The organism is Limimaricola sp. AA108-03, from assembly GCF_050847355.1.
Taxonomy (GTDB): domain Bacteria; phylum Pseudomonadota; class Alphaproteobacteria; order Rhodobacterales; family Rhodobacteraceae; genus Limimaricola.
Genome location: NZ_CP193755.1, coordinates 1,061,989 through 1,081,939, shown reverse-complemented (window position 1 = coordinate 1,081,939; position 19,951 = coordinate 1,061,989). Strand labels below are relative to the sequence as shown.

Sequence of the window (19,951 nt, the reverse complement as noted above, 5' to 3'; positions counted from 1 at the left end):
GATGTTGCGCCATTCGTATTTACGGAAAGATGAACCAAGGGGACGCCCTCCCATTCATCTTTCTTCAAATACGCAAAGTGCCGGCCGATACCGAGCGGCAGCGTCTCAGGCGCTGCGCCGCGCTTGGGCGGGGGCACCCTTGCAGGCTGCCCAGTCCCGCGCCGCCGCGCCGAAGGCCTCGAACAGCGGCCGCGAGACCGGGTCGGCGCCGGCATTCCACTCCGGGTGCCACTGCACGGACATGGTAAAGCCCGGCGCACCCTCGACATAAAGCGCCTCTGGCGTGCCGTCCGGCGCGTGGCCATCGATCACGATACGGCGGCCGGGCCGCTTGACCCCCTGCCCGTGCAGGGTGTTGGTCAGCACCTCGCGTGCGCCGAACAGCCGATGGAACGGCCCCCCCTCGCTCAGCGTCACCACATGGCGCAGCGCGAATTTCTCCTCAAGCGTGCCGTCGGGGGGCATTCGGTGATTGGAACGGCCCGGCAGGTCGCGAATTTCGGGATAGAGCGAGCCGCCCATCGCCACGTTCACCTCCTGAAACCCGCGGCAGATGCCCAGAAAGGGCTGGCCGCGCTCGACGCAGGCGCGCACCAGCGGCAGGGTGATGGCGTCGCGCGAGCGATCGAACGCCCCATGCGCCGGCGTCTCCGCCTCGCCGTATTCGTCCGGGTGCACGTTGGGCCGCCCGCCGGTGAGCAGGAAGCCGTCGCAGGCCTCCAGCAGTTCCTCGACCGAGACGAGCTTGGGGTCCGCCGGGATCACCAGTGGCAGGCCGCCTGCCACCTGCGACACCGCGGAGGAGTTCATCGCACCCCCGCCATGGGTGACGTAATGGCCGTCGATGACGTGGTTGTTGCCGATGATTCCGATGACGGGACGGGTCATGATCGCTCCGGTTGCTGCTCCTTACAGATATACAGCCACGGTCTTTCTGAAAAGCATCGCGCGGCCCGGGAGACCCGGACCGCGCGCACATTCGCCGTCAATCGAGGCACATTACCAGCCCCGAAAGTCGCCCTTATCCGGAACGAGGATCAGGCAGCGCCGGTGAGCCCGGCCGCCGCGATCCCCGCCAGAGCCGCCTCGGCGTCGTTGTCGGAGGTGTCGCCGGTGACCCCGACCGCACCCAGCACTTCGCCATCGGCGCCGCGCACGATCACCCCGCCGGGGACCGGCACGACCTTGCCGCCGAAGGCGCCGTTGGCGGCGGTCATGAAGTAGTGCTGCGCCTCGGCGCGCGCCATCTGCGCCGAGCCGGGCATGCCCAGCATCACCGCGCCGTAGGCCTTGCCCTCGGCGATGGCATAGCGGCCGGGCGATGCGCCGTCCTCGCGCTCGAAGGCGAGCGGGTGGCCACCCGCGTCGAGCACGATCACCGACATGGGCTTCAGGCCCATCTCATGCGCCTTGGCGAGGGTTTCACGGATGATGGTGCGCGCGGCGTCGATGTTGAGCTTGCTCATCAGACGTTCTCCAGATTCTTGAGTTCGAGGCGACGGCGATGCAGCACCGGCTCGGTATAGCCCGAGGGCTGCTTGCGGCCCTCGAAGACGAGGTCGCAGGCCGCCTGGAAGGCGAGGCTGTCGAAATGCGGGGCCATCGGCTTGTAAAGCGGATCACCCTCGTTCTGGCGGTCCACCACCTCGGCCATCTTTTTCATGGCGGCCATCACCTGCTCCTTGGAGACGATGCCGTGATGCAGCCAGTTGGCCAGCGCCTGCGACGAGATCCGGCAGGTTGCGCGATCCTCCATCAGGCCGATATCGTTGATGTCGGGCACCTTGGAGCAACCGACCCCCTGGTCGATCCAGCGCACCACGTAGCCGAGGATGCCCTGCGCGTTGTTCTCGATCTCGCGGGTGACTTCGGCATCGTCGAAATTGCGACCGGTGGCGAGCGGGATCGTCAGCAGGTCCTCGAGCGTGCCACGGGCACCGCCCTGGGCGATCTCCTCCTGCCGCGCCAGCACGTCGACATGGTGGTAGTGCGTCGCGTGCAGCGTCGCGGCGGTGGGAGACGGCACCCAGGCGCAGGTCGCACCGGCCTTCGGGTGGCCGATCTTCTGCTCGAGCATATCGGCCATCCGGTCGGGCATCGCCCACATCCCCTTGCCGATCTGCGCCTTGCCGCGCAGCCCGCAAGCGAGGCCGATATCGACGTTGCGATCCTCGTAGGACTGGATCCAGGCCGAGGATTTCATCTCGCCCTTGGGGATCATCGGCCCGGCTTCCATCGAGGTATGGATCTCGTCGCCGGTACGGTCGAGGAAGCCGGTGTTGATGAAGGCCACCCGGTTCTTCGCGGCACGGATGCATTCCTTGAGGTTGGCCGAAGTGCGGCGCTCCTCGTCCATGATGCCGAGCTTGACCGTGTATTGCGGCAGGCCGAGCATCTTCTCGACGGCGGAGAACATCTCGTCCGAAAGCTTCACCTCGTCGGGGCCGTGCATCTTCGGCTTCACGATGTAGACCGAGCCATGCACCGAGTTGCGCGGACCTTCGGTCTTCTTCAGGTCGTGCATGGCGATGAGCACGGTGATCACCGCGTCCATCAGACCCTCGGAGATCTCGCGCTCGTCATCCTTGCCGATGATCGCCGGGTTGGTCATCAGGTGGCCGACATTGCGCACCAGCATCAGTGAGCGGCCCTTGACGGTCCGGGCCGAGCCGTCGGGCGCGGTGAAGTGCTGGTCGCCCTCCATGCGGCGGGTCATTTCCTCGCCGCCCTTCTGGAAGGTGGCCGAAAGCGTGCCCTGCATCAGGCCGAGCCAGTTGCGATAGGCCAGCACCTTGTCCTCGGCATCGACCGCCGCGACCGAATCCTCGCAATCCATGATGGTCGAGATCGCGCTCTCGAGCCGGATGTCGGAGATGCCGGCGCGGTCCGAGCCGCCGATCCGGCTCGACGGATCGACCACGATCTCGATCAGCAGGCCGTTCTTTTCCAGCAGCACCTGCAACTCGGCCTTGCCGTCGGTCTTCGAGCCCGCGAACTGCTCGGGCTCCTTGAGACCGTGCTCGGCATCGCCCTTGCAGCCGATCAGCGTGCCGCCCTTGATCTCCAGCCGGTCGATCTCGGCCCAGGAGGCGCCGTCGAGCGGGGCGACCTCGTCGAGATGCTTGCGGCCCCAGGCGATCACCTCGGCGCCGCGCTCCTCGTCATAGCCCTTGCCCTGCGGCAGGCTGCCCAGCGCATCGGTGCCGTAGAGCGCGTCATAGAGGCTGCCCCAGCGCGCATTCGCGGCGTTGAGCGCGAAGCGGGCATTGGTGATCGGCACCACCAGCTGCGGCCCGGGCGTGGTGGCGATCTCGGGATCGGTGTTCTCGGTGCCGATCTCGAAATCATCGCCCTCGGTCGTCAGGTAGCCGATGCCCTCCAGCATCTGCCGGTATTCGGCCGGGTCGATCTGCTGCCCCTTGCGGCTCAGATGCCAGGCGTCGATCTCGGCCTGCATCTTCGCGCGCACCGACAGCGCGTCACGGATGCGCGGCCCGAATTCCTGCGCCAGCGCGGCAAAGCCTTTCCAGAAGTCGTCGGCGTCGATCCCCGTCCCCGGAAGCGCCTCTTCCTTGATGAATTGCACCAGCTCGGGCGCCACCATCAGCCCGTGCTTGTCGATCCTCTCGGCCATCTGCCGTCTCCTCCTCGTGTTCTTCGTGCAAATGGCTAATCGATCCCGGCAGGTGCGGCAACTCGATCTCGCCGTGACGCGCGAAGGGCGCGGATCGGAGGACCCGCGCCCTTCCCGGTCGGTCGCCTATGGCTCACTGCTGCTCGGCGGTACCGACGGTATCGTTGATCTGCTCGGGCGCGCCGACGATCTCGGCGTCATCGGCCTGCTCGACCTCTCCGCTGCCCACGGCTTCGACGGTGCTCTCGGCTTCGGGCTCGTTGCCCTGGCCGAAGCCGATGAAGACGAGGAAGAGTATCAGCAGCACGCCGAAGACGGCGACGATGGCCATGCCGGTCAGGGGGCCCTTGTGGCGTTTTTCCTGTTTCTCGACGTCTGTATGCGGGGCGGACATGTCACTTCTCCTCACGGGTTGCCGCGCCGGCAGGGGCGGTCGCGGTCGGGGGCGCGCTTGAAGGCCCCCTGTTGCGGCCCTAACGTCCGGCAGGCCCGAAGGTTCAGCGAAAGGTTCCCTGACATGACACAGCACGATCCCCGCACCGTCTATCTCAGGGACTACACCCCGCCCGCCTATCTGGTGGAGGAGATGCGCCTGACCTTCCGGCTTGCGCCGCATGCGACGCGGGTGCTGTCCGAAATCCGCTTCCGGCCCAACCCGGACGCCACCGGACGGGAGTTCTTCCTGCATGGCGAGCAGCTGAAGCTGATCTCGGCGCATGTCGACGGCGCCCCGGTCACGCCGGAATTGGTCGAGGGCGGTCTCAGGCTCGACGCCCCCGACGCCCCCTTCACCTTCGCGGCCGAGGTCGAGATCGACCCGGAGAACAACACCGCGCTCGAAGGGCTCTACCGTTCGAACGGCATGTACTGCACCCAGTGCGAGGCCGAAGGCTTTCGCGCGATCACCTTCTATCCCGACCGCCCCGACGTGATGGCGCCGTTCCACGTGCGGATCGAGAGCGACCAGCCGGTGCTGCTGTCGAACGGCAACCCCGGCACCTCGGGCGAGGGTTTCGCCGAATGGCACGACCCCTGGCCCAAGCCCGCCTACCTCTTCGCGCTGGTCGCGGGCGATCTCGTTGCCCATTCCGACAGCTTCACCACCATGTCCGGCCGCGAGGTCGCGCTGAACCTTTGGGTTCGCGAGGCCGATATCGACAAATGCGCCTTCGGCATGGAGGCGCTGAAGAAGTCGATGAAATGGGACGAGGAGGTCTATGGCCGCGAATACGATCTAGACGTGTTCAACATCGTCGCGGTCGACGACTTCAACATGGGTGCGATGGAGAACAAGGGGCTGAACATCTTCAACTCCTCCGCCGTGCTCGCCTCGCCCGCCACTGCCACCGATGCCGATTTCGAGCGGATCGAGGCGATCATCGCGCATGAATATTTCCACAACTGGACCGGCAACCGCGTCACTTGCCGCGACTGGTTCCAGCTCTGCCTCAAGGAAGGTCTCACGGTGTTCCGCGACCAGCAGTTCACCGGCGACATGCGCTCCCACGCGGTGAAGCGGATCGGCGACGCGATGCTGCTGCGCTCGGCCCAGTTCCGCGAGGATAACGGCCCCCTCGCCCACCCGGTTCGGCCCGAGAGCTTCGTCGAGATCAACAATTTCTACACCGTCACCGTCTATGAGAAGGGTGCCGAACTGGTCGGCATGCTTCGCAGGCTGGTGGGGGAAGAGGGCTACAGGAAGGCGCTCGACCTCTATTTCGAGCGCCATGACGGCCAGGCCGTGACGATCGAGGACTGGCTCAAAGCCTTCGGGGACGCGACCGGCCGGGACCTGACGCAATTCGCGCGCTGGTACAGCCAGGCGGGCACGCCCCGCGTTCACGTGGCCGAGGACTGGTCCGACGGTCGCTACACGCTCACGCTCCGGCAGGAAACGCCGCCGAGCCCGGGCCAGACCGAGAAGCAGCCGGTCGTGATCCCGGTGGCGGTGGGGCTGTTGAACCCCAATGGCGACGAGGTGGTGCCGACGCAGGTGCTGGAGTTGACCGAGGCCGAGCAGAGCTTCGCCTTCGACGGTCTCTCGGCCCGGCCCGTGCCGTCGATCCTGCGCGGCTTCTCCGCCCCCGTGATCCTCAAGCAGGAACAGTCCGACGAGACCCGCGCCTTCCTGCTCGCGCATGACACCGATCCGTTCAACAAGTGGGAGGCGGGGCGCGTCCTCGCCCGTACCGGCCTCATGGCGATGATCCTCGACGGCGACGGCCCGCATGCGGGCTATATCGACGCCTTGGGGCGCGGCATCGCCGACGAGAGCCTCGACCCGGCCTTCCGCGCCCAGCTTCTGGCCCTGCCGGGCGAGGATGAGCTGGCGCAGGCGATCTTCGAAACCGGTCAGGCACCCGATCCAACGGCGATCCACGAGGCGCGTGAGGCGCTGCGCCGCGCCATCTCGGCACGGCTGGATGACGTGCTGACCCGCCTCTACGAGGCGCATCAGGTCAGCGGTCCCTACAGTCCTGAAGCCGAGGATGCCGGCCGCCGCGCGCTCACCAATGCCGCGCTGTCGCTGCTGTCGCTCACCGAAGGCGGCGACCGGGCGCGGGCGCAGTTCCGCGCCGCCGACAACATGACCCAGCAGATCGCGGCGCTGGGCACGCTGCTGACGATCGGAGAGGGCGAGGCCGAGCTGACGGCCTTCGAGGAGCAGTGGCGCCATGAGCGGCTGGTGATGAACAAATGGTTCGGTCTGCAGGTCGCCGCCGCCAAGCCCGAGGCGGCGGCAGACACCGCCGAGGCACTGACCCGGCACCCGGCCTTCGACTGGAAGAACCCGAACCGCTTCCGCGCCGTGTTCGGTGCGCTCGCCGGCAACGCGGCGGGATTTCATCACCCCTCCGGCGCGGGCTACCGGCTGCTGGCCGATTGGCTGTTGAAGCTCGACCCGCTTAACCCTCAGACCACGGCGCGGATGACTCAGGCCTTCTCGACCTGGAAGCGCTACGCCCCCGAGCGGCAGGCGTTGATCCGGGCCGAGCTGGAGCGGATTGCCGGGACCGAGGGGCTCAGCCGCGATACCTCCGAGATGGTCGGGCGCATGCTGGCCGGCTGACGCGTCCGTGAGGGGGCGGCATGGAACGCCCCCTCCCTCCTTGCGGTTCGGGCAGCGAAGACCCGAACCGCAAGGAGACGGACATGACCGATATCAAGGACGCGAAGATCCTCATCATCGCCACCGACGGCTTCGAGAAGGTCGAGCTGGAGGTGCCGCGCGACAAGCTGCGCGAGGCCGGCGCCACAGTGCATGTCGCGAGCCCCGACGGTGACGCCATCAAGAGCTGGGACGAGACGGATTGGGGCCCGAAGGCCGATGTCGACCTGAAGATCTCGGATGCGAAGGTGGATGATTATCACGCCATCGTGCTGCCGGGGGGCCAGATCAACCCCGACGTGCTGCGCACCAAGCCCGAAGCGGTGCGGCTCGTGAAGGACTTCACCGCCGCCGGCAAGATCGTCGCGGCGATCTGCCACGGGCCCTGGCTGCTGATCGAGGCCGATGTGGTACGCGGGCGCGAGATGACCTCCTACCCCTCGATCCGCACCGATTTGAAGAACGCCGGGGCCAATGTCGTGGACAAGCAGGTCGCGACCGATCAGGGCATCGTGACCAGCCGCAATCCCGGTGATCTCGACGCCTTCGTGGCCAAGATCATCGAGGAAATCCGCGAGGGCAGACACCCCCGCCAAGCCGCGTGATCCACGCGAAATGGGTGCGGTGGCGTGCTGCCGCATCCATTCCAGATTGTGGCGCGCAGCCGCCGTTCCGCCCGTCCAAGGGCCACTGCCATTGCCAAATGCACAGCGATCCAGCAATTGTCACGGAACTGCCGCGTGGGAATGGTTATTAAAGCTCCATGAAAGACCGCATTGACCCGCTGATTGCCGAGCGCGCGCCCTGGATGTTCCGGCAATCACCTCTCGTGAGGCCGTTGCGCGGTCTTTTGCACCTCGCCCTGTCCTATGACCGCACGGTCGCGATCGGCACCGAACTGCGCGACGAGCCCACCTCCCGCATCATGGGTGACATGGGTGACCTGCTGGCGCGGCATCTCACCGTGGTGGGGCTCGACAATGTGCCGCGTCATGGGCCCGCTCTCATCGTCGCCAACCATCCCACCGGCATCGCCGACGGGATCATGCTCTATCACGCGCTCAAGACGATCCGTCCCGATCTCTTCATCTACGCCAATGGCGACATCCTGCGGGTGCTGCCTCAGATGGAGGATTTGATCGTGCCGGTGGAGTGGCGCAAGGAGAAGCGCAGCCACGCCAAGACCAAGGTGACGATGGACCTGACCAAGCAGGCGGTGAAGGAAGGCCGGCTGGGCGTGATCTTCCCGTCGGGTCGGCTCGCGAAACGGCGTGGGCTCCGACTGCACGAGCGGCCCTGGATGCCGTCGGCGGCGATGCTGGCGCGCAAGTTCGACCTGCCGGTGATCCCGGTGAACATCCGCGCCCGCAACTCGGCGCTGTTCTACCTCTTCGACCTGATCCACCCGACGCTGCGCGACATCACCCTGTTCCACGAGATGCTGAACAAGGATCGTCAGCCCTATGTCATCACCGTGGGCGAAGAGATCTCACCCGCCGCGCTGCCATCGAAATCCGAGGATGGCATCGAGATGCTGCGCCGCGCGACGCTGGCGCTGGGCGGACGCGACGCACCGACGGTGAGCCTCGTGCGCTCGACCCGCTCGGTGCTGCGCGGGCGGGCCTGAAGCGTCAGGACGCTACGCCCGATCGTTCGAGGCTCTGCTGAGGGCGCGCTTGCGGGCGCGGCACCGTGAGCAGCGTGCCGCTTTGGCAATAGCTCTGTTCCCGGGTCCAGGCCGCCATCTCGGCGCGCATCGCGGGCTTGGTCATCGGGCCCCAATCGGCGGCGATGCCCGCACGTCGGCCGTCCTTCATCGCCACCGCGCCGTCGCGCTTGACGGTCCGGGCCATGATCCGGGCGGCGCAGCTGAGGTTGCGGACCGGATCGCGCAGCATCGCGCCGTCGCGTGCGACGCAGCCATAGCCCCGCGCCGTGCCGGGCAGGATCTGCAATAGCCCGTGATAGAGCCCGCCCCCTCCCACCGCATCGGCGCGGTGCCGGCTCTCGAACCGCGCCAGAGCCGACATCACGCCGACCCAGAAGGCGCGGCGCAGCCGCGGCGGGTTCTCGGCATAGGCCGGGCACCAGGTCGCGATGTCGGCCGGGACCACCTCGGCCAGATCCGAGGCCGGGCCGCGCAACGCCGACATCAGGCCACGGGTCCAGATCCCGGTGCCCGGCTTTCCGTCCCAGCGCGCCTCCGGCAGGAACGGATCGCGGGCACGCGGGCGCAGTCCCGCTTCGCCATCGGGGGCCTTGGCCGCCAGCGTCGCGGGGCGAGACATCGGGCGCAGCACGATGTCCGGTTGCGGATCGGCCTGAAGCTCGGGCGCGATCACGGTCGAAAACGCGCGGCGAGGCGGCTCGGGACCTGTCCGCGGCGGTACAGGTGTGTCTCGTGGCGGCTCGTCCGCATCGTCTCGCATCTCGATGGAAGCCGCGAGGATTTGCGCCGGGTCCGACGGCTCGGCGTGGACCATCGAACCCGGCATCACGGCCATCGATCCCCCCAGGATCATCAGTGCCACGAGCATGGGGGGATAACTGCACCGGCGCCAAGACACGATGCAACGCGAAAATGGCGCAATGCCGCGAGGTTGCCCCTCTTGACGTGGCGCCTGTGTCGCGGCGGCGACAGGCATCCGCCTCAGCCGGCCCGTTTCGATTTGGCGGCGGCCTGCGCGGTCTGACGTGGCTGACAGTAGCTCTGGCTGCGGGTCCAGTTCGCCATCTCGTTGCGTTTCCTCGAAGAGTGGAACGGGCCCCAGTCGGCCGCGAGACCCCGCATGCCCGCCGAAACGACACCGTCGCGGCGCACGGTACGCGCGGCGATGCGCACGGCGCAGGACAGGTTCGCGACGCCGTCCTTGAGCGCCGAACCGCTGCCGGCGGCGCAGCCATAGCTGCGCGCGGTGGCGGGCGCGATCTGCACCAGCCCGAACCACTTGCCCCCGCCGCCGACGGCCTCGGGGTTCCATGTGCTTTCATGCTTGGCCAGCGCCGAGAGCATCCCGGCCCAGAAGGCGGCGCGCTCGTCCTCGGAGGCTTCGGCATAGCCGGGGCACCAGTTCGCGATGTCGCCGGGCACCTGGCTCAGCAGCGGCGCGCCATGCGCCTTGAGCGCGGCCAGCGTCGCATCGGTCCATCGGGCGCTTTCGGGGCGGTGGTCCCAGGCCATCACCGGTAGCGCGGCAGGAGCGGCGGCCTCCACCTCGGGCTCGGGAATCTGGGCACAGGCAGCACCTAGCGAGAGCAGCGCGATCGGCATGAGGCGGCGCAAACGCGCGGATACACGTGTCGGGAACATTATTCGTATTGGTCCGTTGTGGCAGCAACTGGCGTCGATCTCTCCCGCAGCACGTGCGGCTGTCGAGTCCGTGCTCCATCCGCTTGGATTTTCGGCGGGATACCGCCCAGCGGCTGCGCGGCTCCGCCGAGCCGCGCGCGCTCTCCCGACCCTTGAAGAAACGGTCATTCGCGCCTAATCAGGCCCGCGACAACCGTGCAAGGAGAGGCTCCCATGCTGGACCTGACATTCGAGGCCCCCGCCCCCAAGGTGATCGCGGGCGCGACCGGGGATTGGGAGCTGGTGATCGGCCTCGAGGTGCATGCGCAAGTCGCCACCCGTGCCAAGCTGTTCTCCGGCGCCTCGACCGAGTTCGGCGCCGAGCCCAATTCCAATGTGTCCTTCATCGACGCGGGCATGCCGGGCATGCTGCCGGTGATCAACGAGGGCTGCGTGGCGCAGGCGGTGCGCACCGGGCTCGGGCTCAAGGCGGAGATCAACCTGCGCTCGGCCTTTGATCGCAAGAACTATTTCTACCCGGACCTGCCGCAGGGCTACCAGATCAGCCAGCTCTACCACCCGATCGTCGGCGAGGGCGAAGTGATCGTCGAGATGGGCGCGGGCGTTGCCCGCCGCGTGCGCATCGAGCGCATCCACCTCGAGCAGGACGCGGGCAAGTCGATCCACGACATGGACCCGAACATGTCCTTCGTCGATCTCAACCGCACCGGTGTGGCGTTGATGGAGATCGTTTCGCGGCCCGACATCCGTGGCCCCGAGGAAGCCGCCGCCTATGTCGGCAAGCTGCGCCAGATCCTGCGCTACCTGGGCACCTGCGACGGCAACATGCAGAACGGCAACCTGCGCGCCGACGTCAACGTCTCGGTCTGCCGTCCCGGCGATTACGAGCGTTATCAGGAGACGCAGGACTTCTCGCATCTCGGCACCCGCTGCGAGATCAAGAACATGAACTCGATGCGCTTCATCCAGGCCGCGATCGATTTCGAGGCGCGGCGCCAGATCGCGATCCTCGAGGATGGCGGCAGCGTCGTGCAGGAAACCCGCCTCTACGATCCGGACAAGAACGAGACCCGGTCGATGCGTTCCAAGGAAGAGGCGCATGACTACCGCTACTTCCCCGACCCCGACCTGCTGCCGCTCGAGATCGAGCGGGCCTGGGTCGACGACATCGCGGCGCATCTGCCGGAACTGCCCGACGCCAAGAAGGCGCGCTTCATGGGCGATATGGGCCTGTCGGATTACGATGCGGGCGTGCTGACGGCGGAGCTCGCCAACGCCATCTACTTCGAGGCAGTGGTGAACCACCTCGACAGCGCCAAGGATGGCAAGCTCGCCGCGAACTGGGTCATCAACGAGCTGTTCGGCCGGCTCAAGAAGGACGATCTGGGTATCGAACAGAGCCCGGTCAGCCCGGCGCAGCTGGGCGACATCGTCGCGCTGATCGCCAAGGGCGACATCTCGGGCAAGATCGCCAAGGAGCTGTTCGAGATCGTCTATACCGAGGGCGGCGACCCGGCGAAGATCGTCGAGGAGCGTGGCATGAAGCAGGTCACGGATACCGGTGCCATCGAGACGGCGGTCGACGAGATCATCGCCGCCAACCCGGCGCAGGTCGAGAAGGCCAAGCAGAACCCCAAGCTCGCGGGCTGGTTCGTGGGCCAGGTGATGAAATCCACCGGCGGCAAGGCCAACCCCGCCGCCGTCAACCAGATCGTCACGCAGAAGCTCGGGCTCTGAGCCCGTGCCGGAGGAGAGCGCCATGACCGCCTACGAGTATCGCGTCGTTCCCGCGCCCAAGCGCGGGGTCAAGGAGCGCGGCCTGAAGACCGGCGAGGATCGCTATGCCCATGCGTTGCAGGGCACGATCAACGAGCTGGGCGCGAAGGGCTGGGAATATCTGCGCGCCGAGACCCTGCCCTGCGAGGAGCGCCAGGGCCTGCGCGGTCGCAGCACCGTCTACCATTCGGTGCTGGTGTTCCGCCGCGCCACCGGGGCTCAGCCCGCCGCCACGCCCGTGGCGGCCGAGCCGATGGCCGCGCAGCAGGGGCTGAGCGCCAGCCGCGCCGAGACCCCCGCCGCCGCGCGGCCGGTGCCCGGCGCCCGGGAGGCGCAGGAAATCCCCGACCGTCCGGCGCCGCAGGTCACCGCGAACCGCGGCGACTGATCCCGGCGGGCCGACGCCGAAGGGGCGGAAAATGCCCTCCGCCCCTTCAATCTCCGGCTCTTTGGACTAAACTGCCGCGTCCGACTCGAAAGGATGAGGCAGAGCATGGCAAAGAACGACCCCTTCGGTTTCGATATGTCGGTATCGGCATCGAAGAAGAAAAACCCGCGCGGCAGACGCGGGATGTCCGGCGCCTTCGAGACCTCGACGCGGGTCTGCGACCACCCGGGCTGCGAGGAGGCCGGCAAGTACCGCGCCCCGAAATCACCCGATATCCTCGATGACTACTTCTGGTTCTGCAAAGAGCACGTGCGCGAGTACAACCTGAAGTGGAACTTCTTCGACGGCAGCACCGAGGCCGAGTTCAGCGAGCAGGTCGAGAACGACCGGGTCTGGGGCCGGTCGACCAAGCCCTTCGGCAAGCGCAGCGAGGAACAGCGCGCCTGGGCGCGTCTGGGTGTCGACGACCCGCACCAGGTGCTGGGTGAAAACGCCACCCGCAACCCTGGCAAGAACGCGGCCCAGCAGGGCCATACCCGCCGCCTGCCTGCCACCGAGCGCCGCGCGCTCGAGGTGCTCGACGCCAAGGACAGCTGGTCCAAGGCCGAGATCCGAAAATCCTACAAGGCGCTGATCAAGGTGCTGCATCCCGACATGAATGGCGGCGATCGCAGCCAGGAGGAGCAGCTCTCCGAGGTGGTCTGGGCGTGGGACCAGATCAAGGACAGCAAGTCCTTTCGCGACAAGGATTGATCAAGAGGGCCGCCTCACGCCGCATTGCGCGGCGCGGGAGCGTCCGTCTCTCTTCGTGAATGAACCGGTTCGGGCCCTGCGGGCCGTGGCTCAGAGGCGCGTGACCGGCCCCGCGCCGAGCACCGCGCCGGTGGGCGCCCCCGTGGGCGATCCGCCCGCCGGTTCGTCGGAGATCGCGAGTACCGCCTGCGACAGCAGCGGCTGCAGATCCTCGGGCACCGCCACGCGCCCCTCGCGATCTTCCGGCAGCACGCCAAGCGACACCGGCGCCGCATCACCCGCAATCAGCCACAGCTCCAGCGCCCGGCCCGGTGCCGCCGCGCCACTGGGGCGCAATACGCGCAGCATCTCAGGCGCATCGGGATCGAAGGCCACACGCACCACGAGGCTGCGATCCTCGGCCGCGATCTCGGCGCCGAACGGGGGAGCTTCCGGCCCCGGGCGCAGCAGGTCGAGATTGGTGACGACGAGGTACGTCCCCGCCGCCAGTGCCGCCGCCGAAAGCGCGGGCCACAGCCCCAGCCGCCGCAGCAACCCTTCGCGCCGCGCCCCGAACAGCCGCCGGTCGATCGCGTTACGCACCCGAGCGGGCGGGGTCACCGGCGTCATGTCCTGCGTCAACGAGACGAAATCCTCGGCCCAGGCCGCATGGAGCGCGCGGTAATCCGGATCCGTCTCGAGCCGTCGTTCGGCGCGGTCGAGCTCCTCGCCCCCGAGCAATCCCAGCACGTGCTCGGCGGCCAGAACGGCATCGTCCTCGTGGTGATCGCCGGGACCGGTCATCGCGTCAGGCACTCCTTCAGACGCATCAGGCTGCGCCGCAGCCATGTGCGCATCGTGTTCAACGGCACGCCGTGCCGCTCGGCGAGCTCGGCATAGCTCTCGCCGGTCAGATAGGCCCCCCGCACCGCCGCGGCACGATCGGGCTCAAGCTCTGACATGCAGCGGTCGATCTTCTGGTTTTCCGAAGCCGCGACGGCCAGGGCCTCTGGTCCCGGGCTGGCATCGGCCAGATCGGCAACGGCATCCATGTCGCCGCCCCCCCGGCTCTCGGCCTTGCGCCGTGCCCGCAGCCGGTCGATGGCATGGTTGCGGGCGATGGTGATCAGCCAAGTCATCGGGCTCAGCCCGTTCACCTGGTAGCGCCCCGCATTATGCCACAGCTTCACGAAAATCTCCTGGAGCGCGTCCTCGGCCTCGGCCCTGTCGTTCAACACACGCAGGCAGATCCCAAAGAGTTTCGCGGAGGTCGCGTCATAAAGCGCGCCGAAGGCCACGCGATCGCCCAGCGCGACGCGGCCGATCATCGCCTCGATCTCGGTCTGGCGCGACATGATGCTGAAGTTCCCCCGTCACTCTGGTTGCAGACAATGACGCCCCGCCCCGAAAAGGCAAGCGGGGCCCGGCTCATGGTCGCATCCCGCGGCCCTTGAACCCCGCTGCGCGATGCTCCATCACTTGCGCGACCGCCGAAAAGGGCCCTTGCCCGCACGCGAAAGGATCATCATGGCCGACGCCCAGACCGACCCCAATGCCCGCCCGACCGAGGAGATCGACATCCGCGAGACCTTCGGCTTCGACAGCGCCATGAAGGTCAAGGGCTTCGCCGAGCGCTCGGACCGGGTGCCCGACATTGACCCGACCTACAAGTTCGACCCCGACACCACCCGCGCCATTCTCGCGGGCTTCGGCGCCAACCGCCGGGTCATGGTGCAGGGCTATCACGGCACCGGTAAATCGACCCATATCGAGCAGGTCGCAGCGCGGCTGAACTGGCCCTGCGTGCGCGTCAACCTCGACAGTCACATCTCTCGCATCGACCTGATCGGCAAGGACGCGATCAAGCTCAAGGACGGCAAGCAGGTGACCGAGTTCGCCGAAGGCATCCTGCCCTGGGCGCTGCGCCACCCCTGCGCCATCGTCTTCGACGAATACGACGCGGGCCGCGCCGACGTGATGTTCGTGATCCAGCGGGTGCTGGAGACCGACGGCAAGCTGACGCTGATGGACCAGAACCAGGTGCTGACGCCGAACCCGTATTTCCGCCTCTTTGCCACTGCCAACACGGTGGGTCTCGGTGACACCACCGGCCTTTATCACGGCACCCAGCAGATCAACCAGGCGCAGATGGACCGCTGGTCGCTCGTCGCGACGCTGAACTATCTCAGCCACGACGCCGAGGCGGCGATTGTGCTGTCCAAGGCGCCGCATTACAACACCGCCGAGGGGCGGCAGACCATCTCGCAGATGGTCACCGTGGCCGATCTCACCCGCACCGCCTTCATGAACGGTGATCTCTCGACCGTGATGAGCCCGCGCACCGTGATCAATTGGGCCCAGAACGCCGAGATCTTCCGCGACGTGGGCTATGCCTTCCGGCTCTCGTTCCTCAACAAGTGCGACGAGCTGGAGCGCCAGACCGTGGCCGAGTTCTACCAGCGCTGCTTCGACGAGGAGCTGCCCGAGAGCGCGGTGAGCACCGCCGGACGCTGACATGGCGACCGGGCTGCATATCGGCCTGATCGGAGGCATCGGCCCGGCGGCGACCATCGTCTATTACCAGCGGCTTTGCGACGCGATGCGCGCGCGCGGCGCGCCGCTGGAGCTGACGGTGGTGCAGGCCGACATCCACACGTTGATCGAGAACAATCTCGCAGACCGGCGTGAGGCGCAGGCCGAAATCTATGCCGGGCTGATCGACAGGCTGAAAGCTGCCGGCGCCGATTGCGCCGCGATCACCTCGCTCGGCGGCCATTTCTGCTATGCCGAGACGCTCGCGCGAGCGTCGCTGCCGCTGGTCTCTGGTGTCGAGCCGCTCGACGCCCATTTCGCCGCGAAAGGCCTGTCGCGGGTTGGGCTTCTGGGCACGCGCGTGGTGATGCGCAGCCGCCTCTACGACCAGCTGGCGCGCACCGAGGCGGTGGCGCTCGACGACGAGATCGAGGTTCTGGGCCAGCTCTATCAGGATCTGGCGGTGGCGGGGCGCTGCGACGCCTCGACCCGTACCGCGCTGATCGAAGCGGGGCGCCGGATGGTCGAGGATCTGGGAGCCGAGGCGATCGTGCTGGCCGGCACCGATCTGAACCTCGTGTTCGACGGTCAGGACCCCGGCTACCCGGTGATCGACGCGCTCGACGTCCACGTGGCGCGGCTGGCTGATCTGGCCAGTGGCGCGGACCCGCTCGACCTCCAGGCCCCCTGACCCGCGGCGCGCGCCGCGCTATTCTCTCCCACGGGGGCCGGACCCCGGCCCTTGCCGCCCCGCAACTCAGGTGAAATACCTCTGCCCATGAGCCCGACGTCAGACAACCCCGCCGATCCGTTCAAGAAGGCCCTGACCGAGGCCACCAAGGTCATGGCCGACGACCGCGAGCTCACCATCAGCTTCTCGGTCGATCCGCCCGGCCTGACACATGACAGCGTGCGGCTGCCGCAGGTCAGCCGCCGGATGACCAAGGACGAGGTGCTGCTCGCGCGCGGAACCGCCGACGCGCTGGCGCTGCGCCACCGTTATCACGATGCGGGCGTCAACGCGCGCTACCAGCCGCAATCGGGGATCGCCCGCGATCTCTATGACGCGATGGAGGGCGCGCGCGTCGAAGCCGTGGGCGCGAAGAACATGCCCGGCACGGCGGGCAACATCGACGCCAAGATCGGCGCCGAGGCGCGGCGCAAGGGCTACGACCAGATCCGCGACAAGGCCGATGCGCCGCTGGCCGTCGCCGCCGGCTACCTGATCCGTCACCTCGCCACGGGCCGCGACCTGCCACAGGGCGCCGACAACGTCATGGATCTGTGGCGCGGCTTCATCGAGGAGATGGGCGGCGACCGGCTGGAGGGGCTGGCGCAGGCGCTGCACGATCAGAAGAGCTTTGCCCGCTTCGCGCGCGATCTGATCCGCGATCTCGGCTATGGCGACCAGCTCGGCGACGATCCGGACATGGAAGACCCCGATCAGGAGGACGAGGCCTCCGAGGACGAGGACGACCAGCAGCCGGATTCGACCGGCGAGGACGAAGATCAAAACGAGGAGGACGAGACCTCTCCCGAGCAGTCCCAAGACCAGCAGCAGGACCAGTCCCAGGCGCAGGTCTCGATGGAGGACCAGGCCGAGGCCGAAGAGGCCGAGGAACAGGAGATGCCCGAGGGCGAGGCGCCGCAGGACCCGGCGCCCCCCGCCCATTCCGATGCCGATCCGAATTACACCGTGTTCGAGACCAAGCACGACGAGGAGATCGGCGCCGAGGAGCTGGCCGAGGCGGCCGAGCTGGAGCGGCTGCGCGCCTATCTCGACCAGCAGCTCGACCCGCTGAAGGGTGCCGTGTCGCGGCTCGCCAACAAGCTGCAGCGCCGGCTTCAGGCGCAGCAGAACCGCTCTTGGGAGTTCGACCGCGAAGAGGGCATCCTCGACGCCGGCAGGCTGGCCCGGGTCGTCGCCAACCCGACCACGCCGCTCTCGTTCAAGGTGGAGAAGGACACCGAGTTCCGCGATACCGTGGTGACGCTCCTGATCGACAATTCCGGCTCGATGCGCGGGCGGCCGATTTCGATCGCCGCGATCTGCGCCGACGTGCTGGCTCGCACGCTGGAACGTTGCTCGGTCAAGGTCGAGATCCTCGGCTTCACCACCCGCGCTTGGAAGGGGGGGCAGAGCCGCGAGGACTGGCTCGCCGCCGGGCGTCCGCCCCTGCCCGGCCGGCTCAACGACCTGCGCCACATCATCTACAAGCGTGCCGATGCGCCATGGCGGCGCACCCGTGACAATCTCGGGCTGATGATGAAGGAGGGGCTCCTGAAGGAGAACATCGACGGCGAAGCGCTCGAATGGGCACATCGCCGGCTGCTGGCGCGGCGCGAGGCGCGCAAGGTGCTGATGGTGATCTCCGACGGCGCGCCGGTCGATGACAGCACGCTGTCGGTGAACCCCGCCAACTATCTCGAAAAGCACCTGCGCGACGTGATCGCCATGGTCGAAAAGCGCAAGGCGGTGGAGCTCACCGCCATCGGCATCGGCCACGACGTGACGCGCTATTACGACCGCGCGGTGACGATCACCGACGTGGATCAGCTCGCGGGGGCGATGACCGAACAGCTCGCCTCGCTCTTCGACGCCGACCCGCGCAAGCGGGCCCGCGTCCTCGGAATGAACAGGGTCGCCTGATGTACCAGAACTTCGTCACCACCGCCCGCCCCGAACAGGGGCCGCCGCGTCTCGCCGCGCTGCGTGAGCGTATGAAGGCCGAGGCGCTCGATGGCTGGATCGTACCGCGCGGCGACACGTGGCGCGGCGAGAACGTGCGCGCCCGCGACGAGCGGCTCGCCTGGCTCACCGGCTTTACCGGCTCGGCGGGCTTCGCGGCGATCCTCGACCACAAGGCGGGGGTGTTCATCGACGGCCGCTACAAGATCCAGATCAAGAGCCAGGTCGCACCCGAGTTCACGCCCGTCGACTGGCCCGCCACCAAGCTCGCCGACTGGCTGATCGCCGAGCTGCCCGAGGGCGGCACCGTGGGTTACGACGCATGGCTGCACACGCCCGAGGAAATCCGCGAGCTGCACGGCAAGCTGCACCCGAAGGGCATCGGCCTCAAGCCTTGCGACAACCTCATTGACGCGATCTGGGAAGACCGCCCGGCCCCACCGCCCGCGCCCTTCATCGCCTGGCCCGAGGAGTTTGCCGGCAAGAGCCATGCCGAGAAGCGCGCCGAGATCGCCGCAGCCCTGCGCGAGGCTGGTCAACGCTGCGCCGTGCTCACCCTGCCCGACTCGATCGCATGGCTTCTGAACATCCGCGGCGACGACGTGCCCTGCACGCCGGTGCCGCTCGGCTTCGCGATCATCGACGATACCGGTCGGTGCGAGCTGTTCTGCCCGCAGGGCAAGGCCGACAACCTGCGCGACCATCTAGGCGCGGATGTCGACGTGCTCGATATCGATGCCTTCCTCGGCGCGCTGGGCCAGCTTTCGGGCCCCGTGCGCCTCGATGCGAAATCCGCGCCTGCGATCATCGAGACCACACTCAAGGGCTGGGGGACCGAGATCGCCGAAGCCGAGGACCCCTGCATACTGCCCAAGGCCCGCAAGAACGCGGCCGAGATCGAGGGCGCGCGGCAGGCGCATCTGCGCGACGGCGCCGCAGTCTGCCGTTTCCTGCACTGGCTCGACACCGAGGCGGCGCGTCTGGCGCAGGATCCAGACCACAAGCTGACCGAGATCGGCGTCGTCACCGCGCTCGAGGGTTTCCGCCGCGAGACGAACGAATTGCGCGGCATCAGCTTCGAGACCATCGCCGGTGCGGGCGAGCATGGCGCGATCACCCATTACCGCGTCACCGAAGACACCGACCGCGAGGTGCGCCCGGGCGAGCTGCTCTTGGTGGATTCGGGCGGCCAGTATCTCGACGGCACCACCGACATCACCCGCACCATCGCCATCGGCACCCCGCCCACGGATGCCGCCGAATGCTATACCCGCGTGCTGCAAGGCATGATCGCGCTGAGCCGGGCACGGTTCCCCAAGGGTCTTGTCGGGCGCGATCTCGATGCGCTGGCGCGCTTTCCGCTCTGGACCGCCGGTCTCGACTACGATCACGGCACAGGGCACGGCGTCGGCGCCTTCCTGTCGGTGCATGAGGGGCCGCAGCGGATCTCCAAGGGCTCCGAGACCCCGCTGGAGCCGGGGATGATCCTGTCGAACGAGCCCGGCTATTACCGCGAAGGCGCCTTCGGCATCCGCATCGAGAACCTGATCGTCACCCGCGAGGCCCCGGCCCTGCCCGGCGCCGACGACCGCGAGATGTATGATTTCGAGACGCTAACCTTCGTGCCGCTGGAGCGGCGGCTGATCGTCGCGGGCATGCTTTCTCCCACCGAGCGGGACTGGATCGACGCCTACCACGCGGCTACATTCGACGCGATAGCCCCGCGCCTCGACGGCGCGGCGCGGGACTGGCTCGAAGCCGCCTGCGCGCCGCTCTGACCG

General features: G+C 67.6%; 18 protein-coding genes. 10 read left to right on the top strand and 8 right to left on the bottom strand.

Features of this window, described 5'->3' with window-relative positions:
- Positions 1-105: 105 nt before the first annotated feature.
- The 4 genes from ACRAQ3_RS05325 to ACRAQ3_RS05310 form a co-directional block, all read right to left on the bottom strand.
- Positions 106-888: a gamma-glutamyl-gamma-aminobutyrate hydrolase family protein gene (locus ACRAQ3_RS05325; RefSeq protein WP_269396948.1), complete on the bottom strand. Its 783-nt coding sequence runs from the start codon at positions 886-888 to the stop codon at positions 106-108.
- Positions 889-1,037: 149 nt separating this feature from the next.
- Positions 1,038-1,466 carry a GlcG/HbpS family heme-binding protein gene (locus tag ACRAQ3_RS05320; RefSeq protein WP_432255923.1) on the bottom strand — a complete coding sequence of 143 codons (429 nt, stop codon included), beginning with the start codon at positions 1,464-1,466 and terminating at the stop codon, positions 1,038-1,040.
- Positions 1,466-3,634, bottom strand: coding sequence for a malate synthase G (locus ACRAQ3_RS05315; protein ID WP_432255922.1), 2,169 nt, complete (start codon positions 3,632-3,634; stop codon positions 1,466-1,468). Before ACRAQ3_RS05315 ends, ACRAQ3_RS05320 begins: the two co-directional genes overlap by 1 nt.
- A 133-nt stretch (positions 3,635-3,767) precedes the next feature.
- Positions 3,768-4,028, bottom strand: coding sequence for an OadG family protein (locus ACRAQ3_RS05310; protein WP_432255921.1), 261 nt, complete (start codon positions 4,026-4,028; stop codon positions 3,768-3,770).
- Between the two features lie 123 nt (positions 4,029-4,151).
- Here ACRAQ3_RS05310 and pepN point away from each other — a divergent pair, with 123 nt between their 5' ends.
- From pepN to ACRAQ3_RS05295, 3 genes are all read left to right on the top strand, one after another.
- Positions 4,152-6,704: an aminopeptidase N gene (pepN, locus tag ACRAQ3_RS05305; RefSeq protein WP_432255920.1), complete on the top strand. Its 2,553-nt coding sequence runs from the start codon at positions 4,152-4,154 to the stop codon at positions 6,702-6,704.
- A gap of 83 nt (positions 6,705-6,787) precedes the next feature.
- A complete protein-coding gene (locus ACRAQ3_RS05300) occupies positions 6,788-7,348 on the top strand; it encodes a type 1 glutamine amidotransferase domain-containing protein (RefSeq protein WP_432255919.1) in 561 nt (186 codons plus the stop codon).
- 158 nt (positions 7,349-7,506) lie between these two features.
- On the top strand, positions 7,507-8,370 hold the full coding sequence (locus tag ACRAQ3_RS05295) for a lysophospholipid acyltransferase family protein (RefSeq protein ID WP_269396954.1): 864 nt from the start codon (positions 7,507-7,509) through the stop codon (positions 8,368-8,370).
- A 4-nt stretch (positions 8,371-8,374) separates the two neighbouring features.
- On the opposite strand, the gene ACRAQ3_RS05290 is transcribed toward ACRAQ3_RS05295, so the two are convergent.
- Positions 8,375-9,280 (bottom strand): transglycosylase SLT domain-containing protein, encoded by a 906-nt coding sequence (locus ACRAQ3_RS05290; RefSeq protein ID WP_432255918.1) that lies wholly within the window; start codon positions 9,278-9,280, stop codon positions 8,375-8,377.
- A 113-nt stretch (positions 9,281-9,393) separates the two neighbouring features.
- Positions 9,394-10,014: a transglycosylase SLT domain-containing protein gene (locus ACRAQ3_RS05285; RefSeq protein WP_165761369.1), complete on the bottom strand. Its 621-nt coding sequence runs from the start codon at positions 10,012-10,014 to the stop codon at positions 9,394-9,396.
- Between the two features lie 252 nt (positions 10,015-10,266).
- On the opposite strand from ACRAQ3_RS05285, the gene gatB reads away from it, so the two are divergent.
- From gatB to ACRAQ3_RS05270, 3 genes are all read left to right on the top strand, one after another.
- Entirely contained in the window at positions 10,267-11,790 is a 1,524-nt protein-coding gene (gatB, locus tag ACRAQ3_RS05280) for an Asp-tRNA(Asn)/Glu-tRNA(Gln) amidotransferase subunit GatB (protein WP_432255917.1), read from the top strand.
- A gap of 22 nt (positions 11,791-11,812) precedes the next feature.
- Positions 11,813-12,217 (top strand): DUF4177 domain-containing protein, encoded by a 405-nt coding sequence (locus ACRAQ3_RS05275; protein WP_432255916.1) that lies wholly within the window; start codon positions 11,813-11,815, stop codon positions 12,215-12,217.
- Between the two features lie 105 nt (positions 12,218-12,322).
- The gene (locus tag ACRAQ3_RS05270) at positions 12,323-12,970 is read left to right on the top strand and encodes a DnaJ domain-containing protein (protein ID WP_432255915.1); all 648 of its coding nucleotides are present in this window, start codon (positions 12,323-12,325) and stop codon (positions 12,968-12,970) included.
- Between the two features lie 90 nt (positions 12,971-13,060).
- On the opposite strand, the gene ACRAQ3_RS05265 is transcribed toward ACRAQ3_RS05270, so the two are convergent.
- Together ACRAQ3_RS05265 and ACRAQ3_RS05260 are read right to left on the bottom strand one after the other, a co-directional pair.
- Positions 13,061-13,753 (bottom strand): anti-sigma factor, encoded by a 693-nt coding sequence (locus ACRAQ3_RS05265; protein ID WP_432255914.1) that lies wholly within the window; start codon positions 13,751-13,753, stop codon positions 13,061-13,063.
- Entirely contained in the window at positions 13,750-14,304 is a 555-nt protein-coding gene (locus ACRAQ3_RS05260) for a sigma-70 family RNA polymerase sigma factor (RefSeq protein WP_432255913.1), read from the bottom strand. Before ACRAQ3_RS05260 ends, ACRAQ3_RS05265 begins: the two co-directional genes overlap by 4 nt.
- Before the next feature lie 172 nt (positions 14,305-14,476).
- Here ACRAQ3_RS05260 and cobS point away from each other — a divergent pair, with 172 nt between their 5' ends.
- The 4 genes from cobS (at position 14,477) to ACRAQ3_RS05240 (ending at position 19,948) form a co-directional block, all read left to right on the top strand.
- Positions 14,477-15,463 (top strand): cobaltochelatase subunit CobS, encoded by a 987-nt coding sequence (cobS, locus tag ACRAQ3_RS05255; RefSeq protein ID WP_269396960.1) that lies wholly within the window; start codon positions 14,477-14,479, stop codon positions 15,461-15,463.
- Between the two features lies 1 nt (position 15,464).
- Entirely contained in the window at positions 15,465-16,172 is a 708-nt protein-coding gene (locus ACRAQ3_RS05250; RefSeq protein WP_432255912.1) for an aspartate/glutamate racemase family protein, read from the top strand.
- Between the two features lie 87 nt (positions 16,173-16,259).
- A complete protein-coding gene (gene cobT, locus ACRAQ3_RS05245) occupies positions 16,260-18,131 on the top strand; it encodes a cobaltochelatase subunit CobT (protein ID WP_432255911.1) in 1,872 nt (623 codons plus the stop codon).
- Positions 18,131-19,948 (top strand): aminopeptidase P family protein, encoded by a 1,818-nt coding sequence (locus ACRAQ3_RS05240; protein WP_432255910.1) that lies wholly within the window; start codon positions 18,131-18,133, stop codon positions 19,946-19,948. The genes cobT and ACRAQ3_RS05240 overlap by 1 nt, the downstream gene beginning before the upstream one ends.
- The last annotated feature ends 3 nt before the right edge of the window (positions 19,949-19,951 follow it).